The following is a 16,152-nucleotide window of genomic DNA, read 5'->3' on the forward strand; positions in this document are numbered from 1 at the left end:
GCCCGGGCCGGTAACGTTCGTAGGTCAGCATGCGCGTGTTCCAACCGGCATTCCATCACCAGTCAGGAGAGCATCATGCAAAAGTGGGGATCAGCGGTATGGCAAGGCGGGATCAAGGACGGCCAGGGTGTCATTTCGAGCCAGACGGGCGTTCTCAAGGAAGCCCCGTACGGGTTCAAGTCCCGCTTCGAGGACGGTCCGGGCACTAACCCGGAGGAACTCCTCGGCGCGGCCCATGCGGGCTGCTTCAGCATGGCCCTGTCCGGGCTGCTGAATGCGGCCGGCCTCACCGCCGACAAGATCGAAACCAAGTCCACGATCACCCTGGACAAGGACGGCGACGGCTTCGCCATCACCAAGGCCCACCTCACCGTGAAGGCGAAGGTGCCCGGCACCGACCAGGCCGGCTTCGAGGCGATCGCCAAGCAGGCCGAACAAGGCTGCCCGGTATCGAAGGTGCTCAAGGCCACGATCACGATGGACGCGACACTGGAAGGGTAAACTGCCCTGCGCCGTCGGCTTCGCCGGCGGCGTTCCCCGCGTAGCCAAGGACACCATCGCACGTGCTGATCATTCACGAACACGGGAATCACACCGGCCCCGTCACGTGGTCTGCCGAGATGGGCCCGCCAAAGGCGCCGATCTGGATCGACCTGTTCGACCCCAACGACGACGAGCGCCGCTGCGCTGCCGAAATCACCGGCCTGCGCGTGCCCGAGCGCAGTGACATCGTGAACCTGGCCCTGTCCAGCCGTATCCGTACGGACGACGACGCCATGTACCTGTCCATCCCCTATTTTTCCGACACCGACAGCGGCCACTATCCGGGCCCGGTCGGCATCGTCGTGACCAACCACGTCTTGATGACGCTGCGCTTCGCCGAATCGCCGGCATTCAAGCTGGCCAGCGAAAGCTGCCGCGAGCATCACTGGGAATCCAGCGCCGACGCACTGGCCACCCTGATCGAAGCCATCGTGAATCTCGCCGCCCAGCGCATGGAAGACGTCTCGGCCGAACTGAAGAAGCTCTCCGATCGCGTGTTCACGCCCGAGCGCCTGGGCACACCGGTGTTGCGCGACATCATGCTGGAGATCGGCCGGCTCGAGGGTCTGCAGGCGCGTAACCGTTCCTCCATGCTGGGAGTGCAGCGCATCGTGTCTTTCGTGCGCGCGAAGAAACCGGAGTGGATGTCCGAGAGCGTGGAAGTTCGCCTGCGTGTGGTCGACCACGACTTGCGCACCCTGGACGAATTCGACGACCAGCTGACCAACAAGCTGCAGTTCCTGCTCGACGCCACGCTCGGCTTCATCAGCACCGACCAGAACCACGTGATGAAGGTGCTGACCGTCGCCTCGGTGGCGACCATCCCGCCGATCATCCTGGCCGGCATCTGGGGCATGAATTTCAAGGATATGCCCGAACTGGGCATGCCTCATGCCTATCCGATCGCGCTGGGCGTGATCGTCCTCAGCATGCTCCTGCCCGTGTGGTTCTTTAAGTGGCGCGGCTGGTGGTCCGGAGACTGAGCCGATGACGGCTCTGGCGCGATGGCTCCGCCCCGCCTCCGCGCCGATCCGGCGCTGGGTGCTCAGCGCGTTTCCGCGCGCGCCCGCCGGCGGTATCGACTACGAACATCCGTCCGGCGACCCCGGCCTGTTCGGCCCATCCAGCGTGACCTGGCGCATCCACTCGGACTTCTGCGGCATGCTCGCCGGCGGCCTGTGCGCGCTGTACCTGCAACTGCTGCATCCGCGCGCGCTGGCCGGTGTCTGGGATCACTCGAATTTCCGCGAAGACCTGGTCGGCCGCCTGCGTCGGACCACCGCCTTCGTCGGTGCCACCACGTACGCGCCGACGCGCGATGCGCAGGGCATGATCGAGCGCGTTCGCATGATCCACGCCAAGGTGCGCGGCGTGGACGAAGCCGGCCTGCCCTACTCCGCCGACGATCCGGATCTGCTCACCTGGGTGCATGTCAGCGAGATGTCGAGTTTCCTGGCGGGGTATCGCGCGTATGGGCCCATGGCGGTCCCGATCGCTGTCGCCGATGCGTACCTGCACGAGACACGGCGGATCGCCGAAGCCCTGGGCGCGCGAGACGTTCCGGGCTCGGTGGCGGACATGGACGCGTATATCGCCGGCGTGCTGCCCTCGCTGGTCTTCGGCGAGCGGTCCCGGGTGGTCCTCGACGTGCTCGGCCGCCTGGACCTTCCCGTGCCGATGGCCGGTCTGTCGCGCGACCTGTTCCTGCACGCGGGCGCGGCCCTGTTGCCCGACTGGGCGGCAACGTTGCTCGAGCGGACGGACGGCGACCTGCGCAAGGCGCGACTGGCAAGCGGCACCCTGCGCACCCTGTCCCCCTTGTTCCGCGTCGCGCTTACCGAGGGTGTCGCCTCGAAGTCCTGCCGCCGGGTAGGCGTCGATCCGGGACTGCTGTCGCATTGGCCGTCATAAAACCGACGCCTAGCGCACGCGATCACATTCGTGAAGACGGTAAAAGTGGATCACGGTCACACTTTCTTACATTGTTGCCGAATTTGCCCTAAAGTTCGCGGTTGCGATGCCGCTACCAAGTACGAGGTTGCGCGGTGGCGACCCATCGCAATGACAACACGGGGCGCGCATCACGCGCGTCCGACTCGGGGGAGGATGTGTTCGGTGGCAGCCAATTGCTCGTTTAACGGACACCACGCCGCAGGCATGGCGCGGTCATGAGGTCGCCCTGGCATTCGCTCGCCGGCGGCCCGCCCGAGTCGCGCCTGCTCGCCTCCGTGGCCGAGTTCACTCATCACCGCGATATCGACGCGCTCGACCACAGCCTGGTGCTGTCCCTCGCGGAACTGATCTCGGTGAGCAGCGTCACCCTGTGCAAACGCGGCGAAAGCCTGCAGCTGCCCGTCGAATCCATCGTGGTCTGCTCGCGCAACGCCGAAGGCGCCTTCATGGTCGAAGCGCTGGATCCCTCGCGTGACGGCGACCCGATCGACACCATCGTCTGCGCGATGGAGACGCTCGAAGCCATCAGCGACATCACCGAAGACGGCACGTCTCGCCTGGTCATTCCGATCCAGCGCGATCATGCGGCCATCGGCGCCCTGATGCTGGAGTCGGACGATCCGCTCGACAGCGTCCGCAACATGGTCGAGGGCTACGCTCGCATCTACGGCAACTACATCGCCCTGCTCAACGAGAGCGAGCGCGACAAGCTCACCGGCCTGTACAACCGGCGCAGCTTCGAACAGCGCCTGCAACGCCTGCTCAAGCTGCAGCGCCAGCGCGCGCGTGCCGCCGCCAAGGGCGAGGACGAGCGCCGCCTGCCGCGCGAGGACGATGTCTCGCAGATCTGGCTCGCCATCCTCGACATCGACCATTTCAAGCGCATCAACGACACCTACGGCCATGTCTATGGCGACGAAGTCATCCTGATGCTCGCCCAGCAGATGCGTCACAGCTTCCGCCAAAGCGACGTGCTGTTCCGTTTCGGCGGCGAGGAATTCGTCATGCTGATAGCCGCGCAGGACGAGCGCGTAGCACACATGACGCTGGATCGCTTCCGCCACTTCGTCGCCGAGCACGCGTTCCCGCAGGTCGGGCATGTGACGGTGAGCATCGGTTATGCCCGCATCACCGAGAACGATTACCCCGAGATCGTGCTCGACCGCGCGGACAAGGCCCTGTACTTCGCCAAGGAGAACGGGCGGAACAGCGTGCATGGCTATGAGGCGCTGACCAAGCGCGGCGAGTTGGGTGCGGCGGTGGCCCTGGGCAGCATCGACCTGTTCTGAGGGTGCCCCGGTCAGACAGGAGCCGGTTCATCGGCTCCTGTCTTTCGATCCTTACTTGACGACGCCGCAGGCGATACGCGCGCCGCCGCCGCCCAGCGCTTCGGGCTGGTCGGAGTAGTTGTCGCCACCGGCGTGGATCATCAACGCGTGGCCTTTCAGCGTGGCCAGGCTCTTGAGGTGGGGCGCGGTGACCGCCGTGGTATCGGTGCCATCGGCGCCGACCGTGATGCGCGGCAGATCGCCTTCATGGCCGGCGGCGTCCGGGCCTTCATGCTTGCCGGTGTGCTGGGGGTCGAAGTGCCCGCCGGCGGCGAGCGCCGCGCCCTTCTTGCCGTCCTTCTCACCTGGATCGCAGCTCGGCTTCTCATGCAGGTGGAAGCCGTGCTCGCCGGGCGGCAGGCCCTTGAGGTTCGGCGTGAACACCAGGCCGCCAGCGGACTCGGTCACGGTCACCGTGCCGACCGAGGCGCCCGGGCCATCGGCGGTCACGGCGGTCAGGGGGACGGTGACGCTCTTGTCGGCAGCGTTGGCCACCGTGCCGGCGAACAGGCTGGCGATGGCAACGGCGATAGCGATCTTGGTCATCGGGTACTCCTTGAGGATCGGGTGGACCTCTGGATACTGCACCCGCCGCTTACCCAAGGTCCACCATGGCCGCCCGACCCGGTAGCAGCCGATTCATCGGCGATGCCCTTCCTCCTGCGGCGCGGCGAAGATTCGCGCGGTGTCTTCGGCGGTGAGCTGACGCCATTGACCGGATGGAAGACCTTCGAGGGTCAGGCCACCGAGGGCCACACGCTCGAGGGTGACGACGTGGTTGCCGATCGCGGCGAACATGCGGCGGACCTGGTGGTAGCGGCCTTCCGTCAGCGAGAGCCGTACATGGCGGGGGCCGAGCACCTCGAGTTCGGCCGGTTCGAGCGGGTCGGTCTCGCCGTCGAGCATCAAGGTGCCGGCGGCGAACGTCGCTGCCTCGTCGCCACGCAGGTCTTCGGCGAGCGTGGCCTCGTAGAGCTTCGCCACCGAGGCCTTCGGCGAAATGATCCGGTGTAGCAGCGGGCCATCGTCAGTGAACAACAGCAGGCCCGAGGTCTCGCGGTCCAGGCGGCCGACCGTGGACAGCACCGGATTGCGGATCGCGTAGCGCGGCGGCAGCAACTCATAGACCAGCCGACCGACATCCTTGCGCGAGCAGGTGTAACCGGCCGGCTTGTTCAACATGATCAGCATGCCTTGCGGTGGGTCCAGCGGCTCGCCTTCGAAGCGGACGTCGGCGTGTTCGACCTTGTCGTCGGCATAGAGCACGTCGCCGGAGGCGTCGGTGACCAGACCCTCGCGGAACATGGAGGCGACCTGTTTGCGGCTGCCATAGCCGAGGTTCGCCAGCAGGCGTACGAGTTTCATCGGCGAGGCTCCTTCGCTTCGATCACTTTGAAGCCGTCGCGCTCGGCGACGGTACGAACGTGGGTGAAGCACGCATCGAGCGTGGCTTCGTAGGCAAGATGCCGGTTGGCGACCATCCAGAAACGCCCCCGTGGCGACAACGCGCGCGCAGCCACGGCGATGAACGCGCGGCCCAGCTCCGGCTGGTCGGCGCGCCCCTGGTGGAACGGCGGATTGGACACGATGGCGTCGTAGCCACCGTCGATGCCCTGCGTGACGTCGTGCCAGTGCACCTGCGTGGCAAGGGATCGGCCGGCGGCGGCGACCGCGGCAGCGACGTTCTGGCGCGCCGGTTCGATCGCACGCCCTTCCGCCTCGTAGAGGTCCACGGCGGTGACCTGGGGATTGCCCGCGATCACCCGGCAGGCAAGATAGCCGAAGCCCGCGCCGAGGTCGGCCACACGCCCGGCGAGGTCCACCGGCAACACCGAGGCAAGCAAGGCGGAGGCGATATCGATGCGATCCCAGGCGAACAACCCACGACGACTGACGAAACGCCCCCCGTCGATCGGCAAGGCATCGTCCAGTGCGCGCCACGCGGCGAACAGCGAGGCGTCCGGCGCGACGCCCGGGTGCGTCCAGAACACACGGCATTTGTGCTTGGACAGGTTGGACACCCTGCCGGCGAGCAAGGCGAGATCGGCCTCGGCCGTCTTCGCACCTTCGGCGTTCGGCACCGCGGCAACCACGATACCGTCGCTGGCGACATGGGCCATCGCCTGCGCGAACAAGGCCCGCGTCTCTTCGCGCTGGCGCGTCGGCAAGACCATCACCACGCGAAAGCGCGCTTCGGGGATATCCGCGCTCACGGCGAACCCGGAACGCGCCAGCGCATCGGCCGCCGGCTTGAACGATTGCTGCAACACCCAGCCCGGGCGACGCCGCTCACGCAGCGCGAAGCCATCGCGGGCACGCAGGATCAGCACATCGCCGGAGGCCGGCCAGGCGAGATCGCCCGTGGAAAACGGGACGAACAGCGCTTCGAGGGCGGCATCGGAGGCGGAACCAGCGGACAACGCAAAAGGCCTGAGAGGGAAACCGGACCGGCGATTCTACCGCGCGGCGGGTCAGCTGCTGCAGGAAAGCATGGAACAGCCGACCCGGTCGCGCGCCCACTCGGGCCGGCGGCCGGCAAAGCGATCCCGTCCGGGCTGCTCGTCGTACGGATTGCGCAGGGTATCCATCAGCGCGTGCAGTGGCGCGTAGTCGCCCTGCCCGGCCGCATCGATCACCTGCTGCGCAAGGTAATTGCGCAGCACGTAGCGGGGATTGCTCGCGTGCATCAGGGCCAGGCGCTCCGCGGCCGGCGACGCGTCGGCACGCACGCGCTCCACATACCGCTGCAACCAGGCGCTGAGCGCGTCCTGGGTCGCCACCCGCTTTTCTTCCTCGTAGAACGCCGCCCCCACGACACCCGGATGCGGTGCGTCGAGGTCGAGCAAGGCGAGGTCGCGGAAGAAGATCGTCATGTCCATGCCACCGAGCGTGAGCAGGCCGCGGAGATCGGCGACCAGCGCCTCGTCGCCTTCGCGCGCGTTGGCCAGGCCGAGCTTGGCCGCCGAGAATGCCGCATCGGTCGCCTCGAAGACGTCGACATACCGGTCCAGCCCCGCTTGCAGGGCGTCGACGCCGGTGAACAGCGGCGACAACGCCTGGGCCAGGCGTTGCAGGTTCCAATAGGCCACCCGCGGCTGATGGCCGAAGCGATAGCGTTTATGCGCACGGTCGGTGGTGTTCGGCGTCCAGTCCGGGTCGAAGTCGTCCACCCAGCCGTAGGGGCCGTAGTCGATGGTCAGTCCGAGAATGGACATGTTGTCCGTGTTCATCACGCCGTGCACGAAACCGACGCGCATCCAGTGGGCGATCAGTCGGGCCGTGCGCTCGCAGACCTCGGCGAAGAAGGCGGCGTAGCGCGCTTCGCCTTCCAGCCCGGCGAAGATCGGGTAGTGCGTAGCGATCGTGAAGTCGGCCAGTCGGCGCAGCAGCGCGAGGTCGTTACGCGCCGCCGGCAGCTCGAACGAGCCGAAACGCAGGAACGATGGCGCCACGCGGCAGACGATCGCCCCCGGCTCCAGCGCGGGATTGCCGTCGTACATCACGTCGCGAAGGACCTCGTCACCGGTGACCACCAGGGACAGCGCCCGGGTGGTCGGCACACCGAGGTGGTGCATGGCCTCGCTGCACAGGAACTCACGGATCGACGAACGCAGTACGGCACGCCCGTCTGCCCCACGCGAATACGGCGTGCGCCCGGCACCCTTCAGCTGCAACTCCTGCCGCCCGTCGCGGGCGGTGAGCACCTCGCCCAGGCCGAGCGCACGGCCGTCGCCAAGCTGACCTGCCCAGTTGCCGAACTGGTGGCCGCCGTAGGCCATCGCGTAACCGGTCATGCCCGGCCAGCGCGCGTTGCCCGAAAACACCTCGGCAAACGCCGGCGCTTCGGTCGACACGCCGAGCATGGCCGCAACCTCCGCGGAGGCTGCGACCAGTCGTGGGGCGGCCACCGGTGTGGGCTCCACCCACGAAAAGGCGGCGCCGACGACCTGGCGGGGACGGTTGGCGGTCTCGAGGTCGGCCGGCAACTCGCGGACGAAGGCATTGTCGAAACGGAGGTCTGTCATCGGGATCGGGGGAAGGACGTTGTTTCCAATATCCGGGCAATCACGGCGCATGCAAGGGTGCGGGTAGTCGTGCAAACTAGCGCCCTCGCTCACCCCTACCTGGCCCTCATGCGTCCCACTCGCCTCCTGGCCTCCCTGCTCGCCGCCCTGCTGGCTCCCATCGTGGCGGCGGACCCCGTGAGCGTGCCACGCAGCGACAAGACCCTGGTCGAGATCATCAATTCGACCATGGGCACCTTGCCGAACGCGGTGGACTCCCTCTCCAGCAAGCTACCGGGCGGCCTGCACGCGACGGCCGACGCGCCGCCGCAGATCGTGCGCAGCATGCCCTTCGTCACCCGCGACGGCTACCGCGTGAGCGCCTTCGAGGCACGCGGCTTCAACGAAGGTGGCGACGTGCCGATGGTGCGCTTCACCTCGATCCAGCTCGAACAACGCCCCTGCTTCCCGCGCGGCGAACTGGCCGAAGCCTTCCACACCGCCACCTCGGAAACCAACCTGCCGGCCGCGCCGTCGATGCTGCCTAACCGCTACATGGTCATGCAGATGCCATGGGGCCGGCTGTCGTTCGGAAGTTCGCAGGATAGTGGCGCCTGCATCATCGCCATCGTCGGCGACGCCACCGGGGGAATGGCGGATGCGCGCATGCCGCTACCGCTGCCGCAGCCCACGACGATGCCCGGCATGCCCGACCTGCGTCGTACCTGGCCGATGCCCGCGGACGTTTATCCGGCCGAGTAAGCCGCCACGCCCAGCGCCGGGTAATACCCGCTGACCCGGTCGATCCGGTCTTCCGCCACCGCCGGCGAAAACAGGAAGCCCTGCAGCTCGTCGCAGCCTGCGTCGCTCAGGAAGGCCCGCTGCTGCTCGGTCTCCACGCCTTCGGCCACCACGCACAGGCCGAGCGCTGCGCCGAGGTTGGACACGGCGCGCACGATGGCCGCCGAATCGCCGGCCAGGGTGGCGTTCTGGACGAAGGAACGGTCGATCTTCACCTTGTCGACGGCCAGATCCTTGAGCAGGGTGAGGCTCGAATAACCGGTGCCGAAGTCGTCCAGGGATATGCGCACGCCGGCCTTGCGCAGGCGTTTGAGCAATTGCACCGCCGCGCCGTCCGCATTGACGATGGCCGTCTCGGTGATCTCCAGCTCCAGGCGCTTCGGCGCAAGGCGCGTCTCGCACAGCGTCCGCATGACCATGTCGGCGAAGCCATCGTCGCGCAGCTGCACGGCGCTCACGTTGACCGCGATGAACAGGTCGTCGAGCCTGGCCACGCGGGCACAGGCCGTGCGCAGCACCCATTCGCCGAGCCGGCCGATCAGGCCGGTCTCTTCCGCCACGGCGATGAACTGCACCGGCGAGACGACACCGAGCGTGGGATGCCGCCAGCGTGCGAGCGCTTCGAGCCCGACGACCTTGCCGTCGGCGGTGCGGATCATCGGCTGGTAATGGCAACTCAGCCCTTCGCCGGTCACCAGGGCCTCGAGCAATGCCCGCTCGATGTCGCGACGATGGGCCAGCGCGGCGTCCATCGCCTTGGTGTAGACCATCAGTCGGTTGCGTTTCTTCTTCGCTTCGTACAGCGCGCTATCGGCCTTGCGGGCCAGCTCTCCCGCGGCGACCGCATCCGCGCCGATCGCCACCATGCCGATGGACGTGCCGACGAAGGTGGTCGTCGCCAGCACGTCGAAGGGCTCGCCGGCCAGCCTGAGAATGCGCTCGGCCAGGGCATAGACATCGAGGTCGCCGTGGTCGTCCACCAGCACGGCGAACTCGTCGCCGCCGATCCGCGCCACGGTGTCGTCCGGGCCGACGGCGCTGCGCAACCGCGCACCGAACTGCACCAGCAATTCGTCGCCGCTGAGGTGACCGAAGGTGTCGTTGACCTTCTTGAAGCCGTCCAGGTCCAGATGGAACAGCGCCGCGTGGGCGCCGCCGCTGGCGGCGCGCCCGATGGTGGCGTCCAGGCGGCTGAACAGCGCCGTGCGATTGGCCAGTCCGGTCAGGGCATCGTGGCAGGCAAGCCAGCGCACATGGGCCTCGGACTCGCGCAGTTCGGTGATATCGGTGACCGAGGCCAGCACATGCGGCGCTCCGTCCATGGTGATGCAGGTCTTGCGGGTAAGCAGGGTGCGGACGTGGCCCTGGGGGTCGGTGACGGTTTCCTCGGCCTCGACCACCTGTTGGCCGCGCAGCACGGCGTCGTCACCGGCCTCGAAACGGGCGGCCTGGTCGGGCGGAAAGATCTCGGCGTCGGTCCGGCCGAGCACCTCGTCGGCCTTCACCCCGAAGTAGTCGCAGCCCATGCGGTTGACGAAGACCCAGCGGTGCGCGGCATCGCGCACGAACATGGCCGTGGGCATTAACTCCAGCACTGTCGACCAGCCGGCAAGGTCCTGCATGAATCGAGTCTCCCCCCGTCAGGAACACGCCACTAATCTGAAACGTGTTCCGTGATGTAGGTGTATGCACCTTCGGTCACCCCGCGGTCAAGGTGTGGCCGGCTGGCCGAGCGGGCGCAGGGACTCGAACTTGCGCTGGTACTCGTCGGTGACCTGCTTGGCCTCGTCGCCGTTGGTGATCACCCGGGGGGTGATCAGGACGATCAGCTCGGTCCGGGTCCGCGAGCGGCTGGTGGTACCGAACAGGCGGCCGAAAATGGGGATCTGGTTGAGTCCCGGGATACCGGTATCGGTCAGGGCCTCGTTCTGCTTGATCAAGCCGCCCAGCAGCACCGTCTGCCCGCTCTGCACCGCGACCTGGGTGGCGACCTCGCGCTGCTGGATCGGGAAGTTGCCGGTGGTCGTGTCCTTGATACCGGGGCTGCTCACCACCTGGCTCACGTTGAGGTAGACCAGGCCACCCGGATTCACGCGCGGGCGCACGTTGAGGATCACGCCGGTGTCCTTGTACTCCACCTGGCCGATCGTGTTGTCCGTGTTGGCACCGGTGTTCACGAAGGTCTGCGTGATCGGAATCTGGTCACCCACTTCGATGTGCGCTTTCTGGTTGTTCAGCACCACCAGCGACGGCGCCGAGAGAACCTTGGTGTTTCCCTTCTGTTCCATCGCATGCAGCGCGACGGAGATGTTGTTGTTGACGAAGGAGTAGAAGAAGCTGTCGTTCGGGCTGTAGGTCGCCCCGCCGCCGCCGAGCGCCCATTGTTGCTTGTTGCCGGGCTGGGTCGGCTGGCCGTTGGTGGTGCCCACCAGTCCCTCGAGATACCACTGCACGCCGAACTCGAGCTGGCCGGTCAGGGTCACTTCGAGGATGCGCGTTTCGATCTGCACCTGCATCGGCACCGCATCGAGGCGCTTGATGGCCTGCTCGATCTCCGCCCACTGCGCAGGGCGGCAACGCACCATCAACTGGTTGTTCGCATCCACCGAGGTGATCCGCACGCCGTCGTCGGTAGTGGTGGACGAATGACGGTTGCCCGCGTCGGCCGAGTTTTCGTCGGAGGAACCCGAGCCGGCACCCAGGCCCGTCGTGCTGGCGCCGCCGATGCCCATGCTGCCGCCACCCAGACCGTTGCCCGAACTCATGCCGCCGGTCGTCGAGGTGCCGGACGATGACGAGTTCGTGTTGCCGAAGGCACCCGTGGTGCTGCCGATGCCGGAGCCACCGCGGTTGCCCAGATCGCTGTCGCCACCGCCGAGGGTGCCGGAGCTTAGCCCGGGGCCGACCTTGCCGCCCTTATCCCCCGCGCGGCCGGACGACCCACCGCCATAGATGTCCGACAGGTAATCGGCCATGTCCGAAGCCTGCACGTTGCGTACATCCACGACGTACAACTGCGGCTCGTTACCACCGCCGCGATCGATACGGTCGATCCACGTGCGCACTTCTTCCAGATAGGCAGGCTGCGGACTCAACACCACCAGCGAGTTCGTCCGTTCGATGGGGATGAAGCGCAGCATGCCGGCCATCGGCGTATTGCCCTTCTCGCCGAAAATGCCTTCCAGCTTGGGCGTGAGGTCTTTCACCTGTGCACGCTGCAAGGCGAACACGCCGACCGACATGCCGCGCAACCAGTCCACGTCGAACGTGGCCACGGTGCGCTGGTAGTTATCGAGTTCGGTCGGCGTGCCGGCCATGACCAGCACGTTGCGCGTGGGATCGGCCAGCAGCGTGGCGTCCGGCCGCGCAAAGGGCTTGATCAGTTTCTGCATCTCCGTCGCGGAGATGAAGTGCAGCGGGAACAGTCGTGCCTGCAGGCCACCGGCCGGCGCCGTCGCGCCGATGCTTGGCACGAGGTTGCCGGCAACGGCGTCCTTGGCCGGCATCACCACGTAGCGACCGTTGCTGTGGACCAACGCATTGCCCGTCCACGAGAGTAGCGTCTCCAGGATCGGCAGGGCCTGCTCGGCGGTGACCGGCTGTGAGGTCGAGAAGGACACGTTGCCCTGCACGCCCGGCACGATCGAATAGTTCTCGTGCAGCAGGTCGCCCAGGATGGCTTTCACCACCGACTCGACCGGCTGGTTCTCGAAATTGAAGGTGACCGTGCCCGCGCCCTCGGCCACCGGCTTCGGCTTGGCCAGGCCCACCGGCTTGATGAACTCACCCGTGCCCGTGGTGACCTGCGGTGGTGTATTTGCCGGCACGGGCGGATTGGTCGAGGGCATGATGCGCGGCTTCGGCGCAGGGAGTTCGGTGCCGGCCATGGCTTCGCGTTGCAACGCACCATCGTCGCGCGGCTGAGGCAGCGTGGAACATCCTGCCAGAGCCACCGCCAGCGCCGTGGCGCCGATCGTAAGAAAACGAGTCATGCAAAAACCATCATGGTTATTGAAGCCTGCGAGATTGGGGGGTGCGTGTTGCGTTGCCGTGACGCACTGTTGCATGGCATACGCAAACCGGCAACTCACCCAAAAGAAACGGCCATCCCGGAAGGGATGGCCGCGGATTTCCCGGGCTTCTCCGCGCGAGCCGTCAGTACGGCTGGGTCGCTACGGCGGTCGGCGCGCTACCAACGTTCACCGTCGCGATGACCGCGTTGGTACGCGGGTCGATCACGGAAACGTTATTGGTGCCCGTGTTGGTGACATACACCCGACCGGAATCGCGGCTGACGGCGACAGATTCGGGCGAATTGCCCACCGCCACCGTAGCGAGGGTCTTCTTGCTGAAGGTCTCGATCACAGAAACGGTATTGTCCGCGAAATTGGTCACGTACGCCGGCGTACCGACAATGCTGGTCGCCACATCATAGGTGCCGTTACCCGCGGTAAGCTTGCCAATGACCTTGTTCTGGAGCGTATCGACAATGGATACGTTGTTGGAACCGACATCGGGCACGTACAGACGCGCGCCGAGGGGGCCAACGCCCAGGCCGAAGGGAACGCCACTCACCGGCACGGTGGCTGTCACCTTGCCGGAACGCGTATCGATGATCGACACCGTGCCGTCGCCGATGTTTCCCGTGTACACGCGAGCGCCGCCGGGACCGGCGGCGATGCTCAGGGGCGAGCTGCCGACCGCGATCTCGCCGACCACCGAATGGGTGGTCGCATCAATCACGGAAACCGTGTTGGCGGCAGAATTGGCGACATACACCTTGGCACCGTCGGCACTGACTGCCACCGCGGCGGGAGTTGCGCCCACCGGGACATTGGCGGCCACGATGTTAGTGGCGGCGTCGATCACGGAAACCGTATTGGCCTGACTGTTGACCACATAGACGCGATTGCCGTCGGGGCTGACCGCGGCAGCCACCGGGGTGGTACCTACCGGAATCGTCGAGGTCACACCGTTGGTGGCCATGTCGATCACGGACACCGTGTTATCGATCTGGTTCGCCACATAAGCGTGGTTATTGTGGGTCGCCGATGCAGGGAGCGCCACGCCGGCCGCCAGAAGCGGAAGGGTGCAGCGCGCCGCGGACGCGAGCCAGCGGCGACGGGACGCCACGTGTTGAGTCGTCATGAGAACACCTCGGTAATGGAAGTCGGTGATGGATCCAGTGCGCCGTCGAGACCCGTCTTCGTCCAAACCCAAGCGTGCGCCGGAAGACGCTATCGCGCCCTCGTGACCGTTTGGCGATGTGCATATCTCCGTGGACGTGACGATTCCAAGACGCCGGCCCGTCAGGACGCGGGAACGGACGCCGACGCCGAATGGCCGTCGCCCGGCATCTCTTCCGCCGCCACCTGGACCCACCGGAGCACGCGATAGGCGCGCGGATCGCCGGGCGCGTTCTGAAGGGCGACCGTCGCCTGGATCCGCACCGCCTGCGTGTCGCCCAGGGTCGCCGTGGAGACGATGGTGACCGTGCCGCTGCTCGGCACAAAGGACTGCGCCGACCCGACGTTGCCGGGCACCGTAGGAAGGCCTCCGTGCTCGGGATCCATGGCGCGAACGTCGGCTACGTATGCTTCGGAGGCCTCCCTTCCGGCTCCCGTCATCGCGACGACGACGACAGGGGGAGCATGAGCAAGGTTCGGGCCCGAGGTCGACCAGAGCGTCAGCGCCGGTTCCAGGCGATCGACCACGTCGCCGGGCAAGCCGGGAACCCGACGCAGTTCTTCCAGACTGGTGAAACCGCCCTTTGCCAGCAGGCTATCGGAAAAGCGCTCGCCGCCGTTTCCCCATCGAACCATGGCGTCGCGCAACCGCGGCACCTGCTCGGGGTCGACGCCGACCGCTTGAAGCAACGCACCCAGTTGCTCGGGCGCCGCCTTGTTGAGGTTGAGCTTGCCGTCCTCGTCCGTCACAGTGACCGATACGATCGCCTCGCCCTCGCGCAAACGGTAGGTCCGGCCGTCGACAGCCCACCGCTGCGAGGCCTGCTCGGCACGAAGCCGAAACACCGCTTGCTCGATGCCGGCCTCCGCCGCGTAGAAACCCCTGGTCTGCAGATACTGACCTCTCGCCTGTATGCCTTCGACCTTCGCGCTGCTCGCCAAAGCGCCAAGCGTGATCGCCGCCAGTGTGCATCCCCACAGCACCACGAGAAGCGCGATGCCCCGTTCCGCACCTACACGCATTCGCGCCATCATGGTTTCGCCTGGACAGCAGCAAGTCGCGTATAGGCTTCACGATCGTTCACCGCCGCCGAATCCATCCGCAGGGGCACCACGAACGTTGGCCAGTGAAGACCGACACGCAACTGGAGTTCCACACCGACCATCGTCGGCATGCGCTGTTCATAAGGCCACGATGGCTTCCAGGTCACTGGGTGGCCCTGATCGTCCAGCCCGCTGTAGACGATACGCCCCGACGTAACGTGCTCGAGCAACGTCTCGGGCGATGTCGGTACGACGCCGGCACCCGCCCGCGTCGCGAGCGGCGCGAAGGATACCTCCAGGCGCTGATCACCCGGCTTGCCGACGATCGCGAGTTTCTGCAACTGGAGTCCATCGGCCGCGAGATAGCCGGGCCCGGGCGAAACGAAAGTCACTGCCTGCCCATCGCCACGAAATACCACGGGCTGCTTATCGTGGCCGAGTGCCCACGGGTAGGCCAGCGCACCCGATAACGCCCTGCGCAGATAGTTCTGTGCGGCCCGCATTTCGTCGAGTCTCTGCGTCGCGGCAAGGCTCGCGTGCGTCGATCGTGCAATCGTGTCCAAGGATGCGATCACGCCGAGAAGAAGAAGCGCCAGTAGTGCCAGCGCCGCGAGCGTTTCCATCAGGCTGAAGCCCGCCGGCCGTTTCATGAGTCCCCCCCGGAAGAAGGTACATCACGAGGTGGAACTTCGGATACCGCGCGCTGGGTCACGAAGCGCGCCGACGCATCTTTTCCCTTCTCGTTCCATTCGACGGTCAGCTCGATGCGGTAAAGACGCATCGGTGCCGTCGTCCGAATGAACGTTTCCGATGGCGGTTCGGACACCGTCATCTTCCATCGGTAGGTATCGTCGAACCGCCCCTCATGGACGCCCGTCGAAGGGAACTCGGTGACGTACTGCCTGTCGAGTAACCCACTCGCCCACAACGACGCCTGCGTGTAGTCGGCGGCCCGCGCGTTGAGAGCCATGGATGCTCCCGCTGCGTGCATCAAGGCACCGAAACACAGCGCGAGAAGGAACATCGCCGCCAGTGTTTCCAGGAGGCTGAATCCTTGGTCGCGACGTTTCCGCATAGTGTTCCCTCCTTCCAACACAAGAGTACGGCGCGTTAGGTTTCGTTCGCATGACGCGATAAAGGAAAGGGCCCCAAATGAACTGACCCCCGGAAGTTGGACACCGTCCAATCTCCAGGGGTTTTTTCATGACTAAGTACGACAAAGCATTCAAGTTAAAGATCGTGAGGCTGTGCCAGCGGGGCCCTGGGGGCTACAAGGTGGTGGCGCGGGCACAT

At 66.2% G+C, this 16,152-nt stretch carries 15 protein-coding genes; 5 read left to right on the plus strand and 10 right to left on the minus strand.

The genetic code is table 11. From position 1 onward, the window contains the following. Nucleotides 1-75 precede the first annotated feature (75 nt). From VM621_RS15175 to VM621_RS15190, 4 genes are all read left to right on the plus strand, one after another. The gene (locus VM621_RS15175; protein WP_325469794.1) at nucleotides 76-501 is read left to right on the plus strand and encodes an OsmC family protein; all 426 of its coding nucleotides are present in this window, start codon (nucleotides 76-78) and stop codon (nucleotides 499-501) included. A gap of 62 nt (nucleotides 502-563) precedes the next feature. Continuing rightward, complete coding sequence (locus tag VM621_RS15180; protein ID WP_325469795.1) at nucleotides 564-1,526, plus strand: CorA family divalent cation transporter; 963 nt, start codon at nucleotides 564-566, stop codon at nucleotides 1,524-1,526. A 4-nt stretch (nucleotides 1,527-1,530) separates the two neighbouring features. After that, on the plus strand, nucleotides 1,531-2,454 hold the full coding sequence (locus VM621_RS15185) for an oxygenase MpaB family protein (RefSeq protein WP_325469796.1): 924 nt from the start codon (nucleotides 1,531-1,533) through the stop codon (nucleotides 2,452-2,454). A gap of 257 nt (nucleotides 2,455-2,711) precedes the next feature. Further along, nucleotides 2,712-3,785, plus strand: coding sequence for a GGDEF domain-containing protein (locus tag VM621_RS15190; protein WP_325469797.1), 1,074 nt, complete (start codon nucleotides 2,712-2,714; stop codon nucleotides 3,783-3,785). Between the two features lie 51 nt (nucleotides 3,786-3,836). Here the strand turns inward: VM621_RS15190 and sodC are convergent, their stop codons facing one another. From sodC to VM621_RS15210, 4 genes are all read right to left on the minus strand, one after another. Continuing rightward, nucleotides 3,837-4,370 (minus strand): superoxide dismutase [Cu-Zn] SodC, encoded by a 534-nt coding sequence (sodC, locus tag VM621_RS15195; RefSeq protein WP_325469798.1) that lies wholly within the window; start codon nucleotides 4,368-4,370, stop codon nucleotides 3,837-3,839. A 93-nt stretch (nucleotides 4,371-4,463) separates the two neighbouring features. Then, nucleotides 4,464-5,189 carry a 16S rRNA pseudouridine(516) synthase gene (locus VM621_RS15200; protein WP_325469799.1) on the minus strand — a complete coding sequence of 242 codons (726 nt, stop codon included), beginning with the start codon at nucleotides 5,187-5,189 and terminating at the stop codon, nucleotides 4,464-4,466. Further along, nucleotides 5,186-6,244, minus strand: a complete 1,059-nt coding sequence (locus VM621_RS15205; RefSeq protein WP_325469800.1) for a class I SAM-dependent methyltransferase — start codon at nucleotides 6,242-6,244, stop codon at nucleotides 5,186-5,188. Before VM621_RS15205 ends, VM621_RS15200 begins: the two co-directional genes overlap by 4 nt. A 51-nt stretch (nucleotides 6,245-6,295) precedes the next feature. After that, nucleotides 6,296-7,849, minus strand: coding sequence for a protein adenylyltransferase SelO (locus VM621_RS15210; RefSeq protein ID WP_325469801.1), 1,554 nt, complete (start codon nucleotides 7,847-7,849; stop codon nucleotides 6,296-6,298). Between the two features lie 69 nt (nucleotides 7,850-7,918). Between VM621_RS15210 and VM621_RS15215 the strand changes: the two genes are divergently transcribed. Continuing rightward, on the plus strand, nucleotides 7,919-8,590 hold the full coding sequence (locus VM621_RS15215) for a hypothetical protein (RefSeq protein WP_325469802.1): 672 nt from the start codon (nucleotides 7,919-7,921) through the stop codon (nucleotides 8,588-8,590). Here the strand turns inward: VM621_RS15215 and VM621_RS15220 are convergent. From VM621_RS15220 to VM621_RS15245, 6 genes are all read right to left on the minus strand, one after another. Further along, nucleotides 8,575-10,251, minus strand: coding sequence for a putative bifunctional diguanylate cyclase/phosphodiesterase (locus VM621_RS15220; RefSeq protein WP_325469803.1), 1,677 nt, complete (start codon nucleotides 10,249-10,251; stop codon nucleotides 8,575-8,577). The two genes, VM621_RS15215 and VM621_RS15220, sit on opposite strands and share 16 nt — an antisense overlap. An 87-nt stretch (nucleotides 10,252-10,338) precedes the next feature. After that, a complete protein-coding gene (gene gspD, locus VM621_RS15225; RefSeq protein ID WP_325469804.1) occupies nucleotides 10,339-12,621 on the minus strand; it encodes a type II secretion system secretin GspD in 2,283 nt (760 codons plus the stop codon). 163 nt (nucleotides 12,622-12,784) lie between these two features. Next, complete coding sequence (locus VM621_RS15230; RefSeq protein ID WP_325469805.1) at nucleotides 12,785-13,777, minus strand: beta-propeller fold lactonase family protein; 993 nt, start codon at nucleotides 13,775-13,777, stop codon at nucleotides 12,785-12,787. 161 nt (nucleotides 13,778-13,938) lie between these two features. Further along, nucleotides 13,939-14,838: a hypothetical protein gene (locus VM621_RS15235; RefSeq protein ID WP_325469806.1), complete on the minus strand. Its 900-nt coding sequence runs from the start codon at nucleotides 14,836-14,838 to the stop codon at nucleotides 13,939-13,941. 8 nt (nucleotides 14,839-14,846) lie between these two features. Beyond that, nucleotides 14,847-15,509, minus strand: a complete 663-nt coding sequence (locus VM621_RS15240) for a prepilin-type N-terminal cleavage/methylation domain-containing protein (protein ID WP_325469807.1) — start codon at nucleotides 15,507-15,509, stop codon at nucleotides 14,847-14,849. Continuing rightward, a complete protein-coding gene (locus tag VM621_RS15245) occupies nucleotides 15,506-15,934 on the minus strand; it encodes a prepilin-type N-terminal cleavage/methylation domain-containing protein (protein WP_325469808.1) in 429 nt (142 codons plus the stop codon). The genes VM621_RS15240 and VM621_RS15245 overlap by 4 nt, the downstream gene beginning before the upstream one ends. Nucleotides 15,935-16,152: the final 218 nt, after the last annotated feature.

It is taken from the genome of Luteibacter sp. (assembly GCF_035539195.1).
Classification (GTDB): Bacteria; Pseudomonadota; Gammaproteobacteria; order Xanthomonadales; family Rhodanobacteraceae; genus Luteibacter.

Excerpts from the sequence above, each read along its gene's own strand:
- VM621_RS15235 (WP_325469806.1), bottom strand. The coding sequence starts at position 14,838 with ATGCGTGTAGGTGCGGAACGGGGCATCGCGCTTCTCGTGGTGCTGTGG.
- VM621_RS15240 (WP_325469807.1), bottom strand. The coding sequence starts at position 15,509 with ATGAAACGGCCGGCGGGCTTCAGCCTGATGGAAACGCTCGCGGCGCTG.
- VM621_RS15200 (WP_325469799.1), bottom strand. The coding sequence starts at position 5,189 with ATGAAACTCGTACGCCTGCTGGCGAACCTCGGCTATGGCAGCCGCAAA.
- VM621_RS15220 (WP_325469803.1), bottom strand. The coding sequence starts at position 10,251 with ATGCAGGACCTTGCCGGCTGGTCGACAGTGCTGGAGTTAATGCCCACG.
- VM621_RS15245 (WP_325469808.1), bottom strand. The coding sequence starts at position 15,934 with ATGCGGAAACGTCGCGACCAAGGATTCAGCCTCCTGGAAACACTGGCG.
- VM621_RS15185 (WP_325469796.1), top strand. The coding sequence starts at position 1,531 with ATGACGGCTCTGGCGCGATGGCTCCGCCCCGCCTCCGCGCCGATCCGG.
- VM621_RS15230 (WP_325469805.1), bottom strand. The coding sequence starts at position 13,777 with ATGACGACTCAACACGTGGCGTCCCGTCGCCGCTGGCTCGCGTCCGCG.
- VM621_RS15210 (WP_325469801.1), bottom strand. The coding sequence starts at position 7,849 with ATGACAGACCTCCGTTTCGACAATGCCTTCGTCCGCGAGTTGCCGGCC.
- VM621_RS15175 (WP_325469794.1), top strand. The coding sequence starts at position 76 with ATGCAAAAGTGGGGATCAGCGGTATGGCAAGGCGGGATCAAGGACGGC.
- sodC (WP_325469798.1), bottom strand. The coding sequence starts at position 4,370 with ATGACCAAGATCGCTATCGCCGTTGCCATCGCCAGCCTGTTCGCCGGC.
- VM621_RS15190 (WP_325469797.1), top strand. The coding sequence starts at position 2,712 with ATGAGGTCGCCCTGGCATTCGCTCGCCGGCGGCCCGCCCGAGTCGCGC.
- gspD (WP_325469804.1), bottom strand. The coding sequence starts at position 12,621 with ATGACTCGTTTTCTTACGATCGGCGCCACGGCGCTGGCGGTGGCTCTG.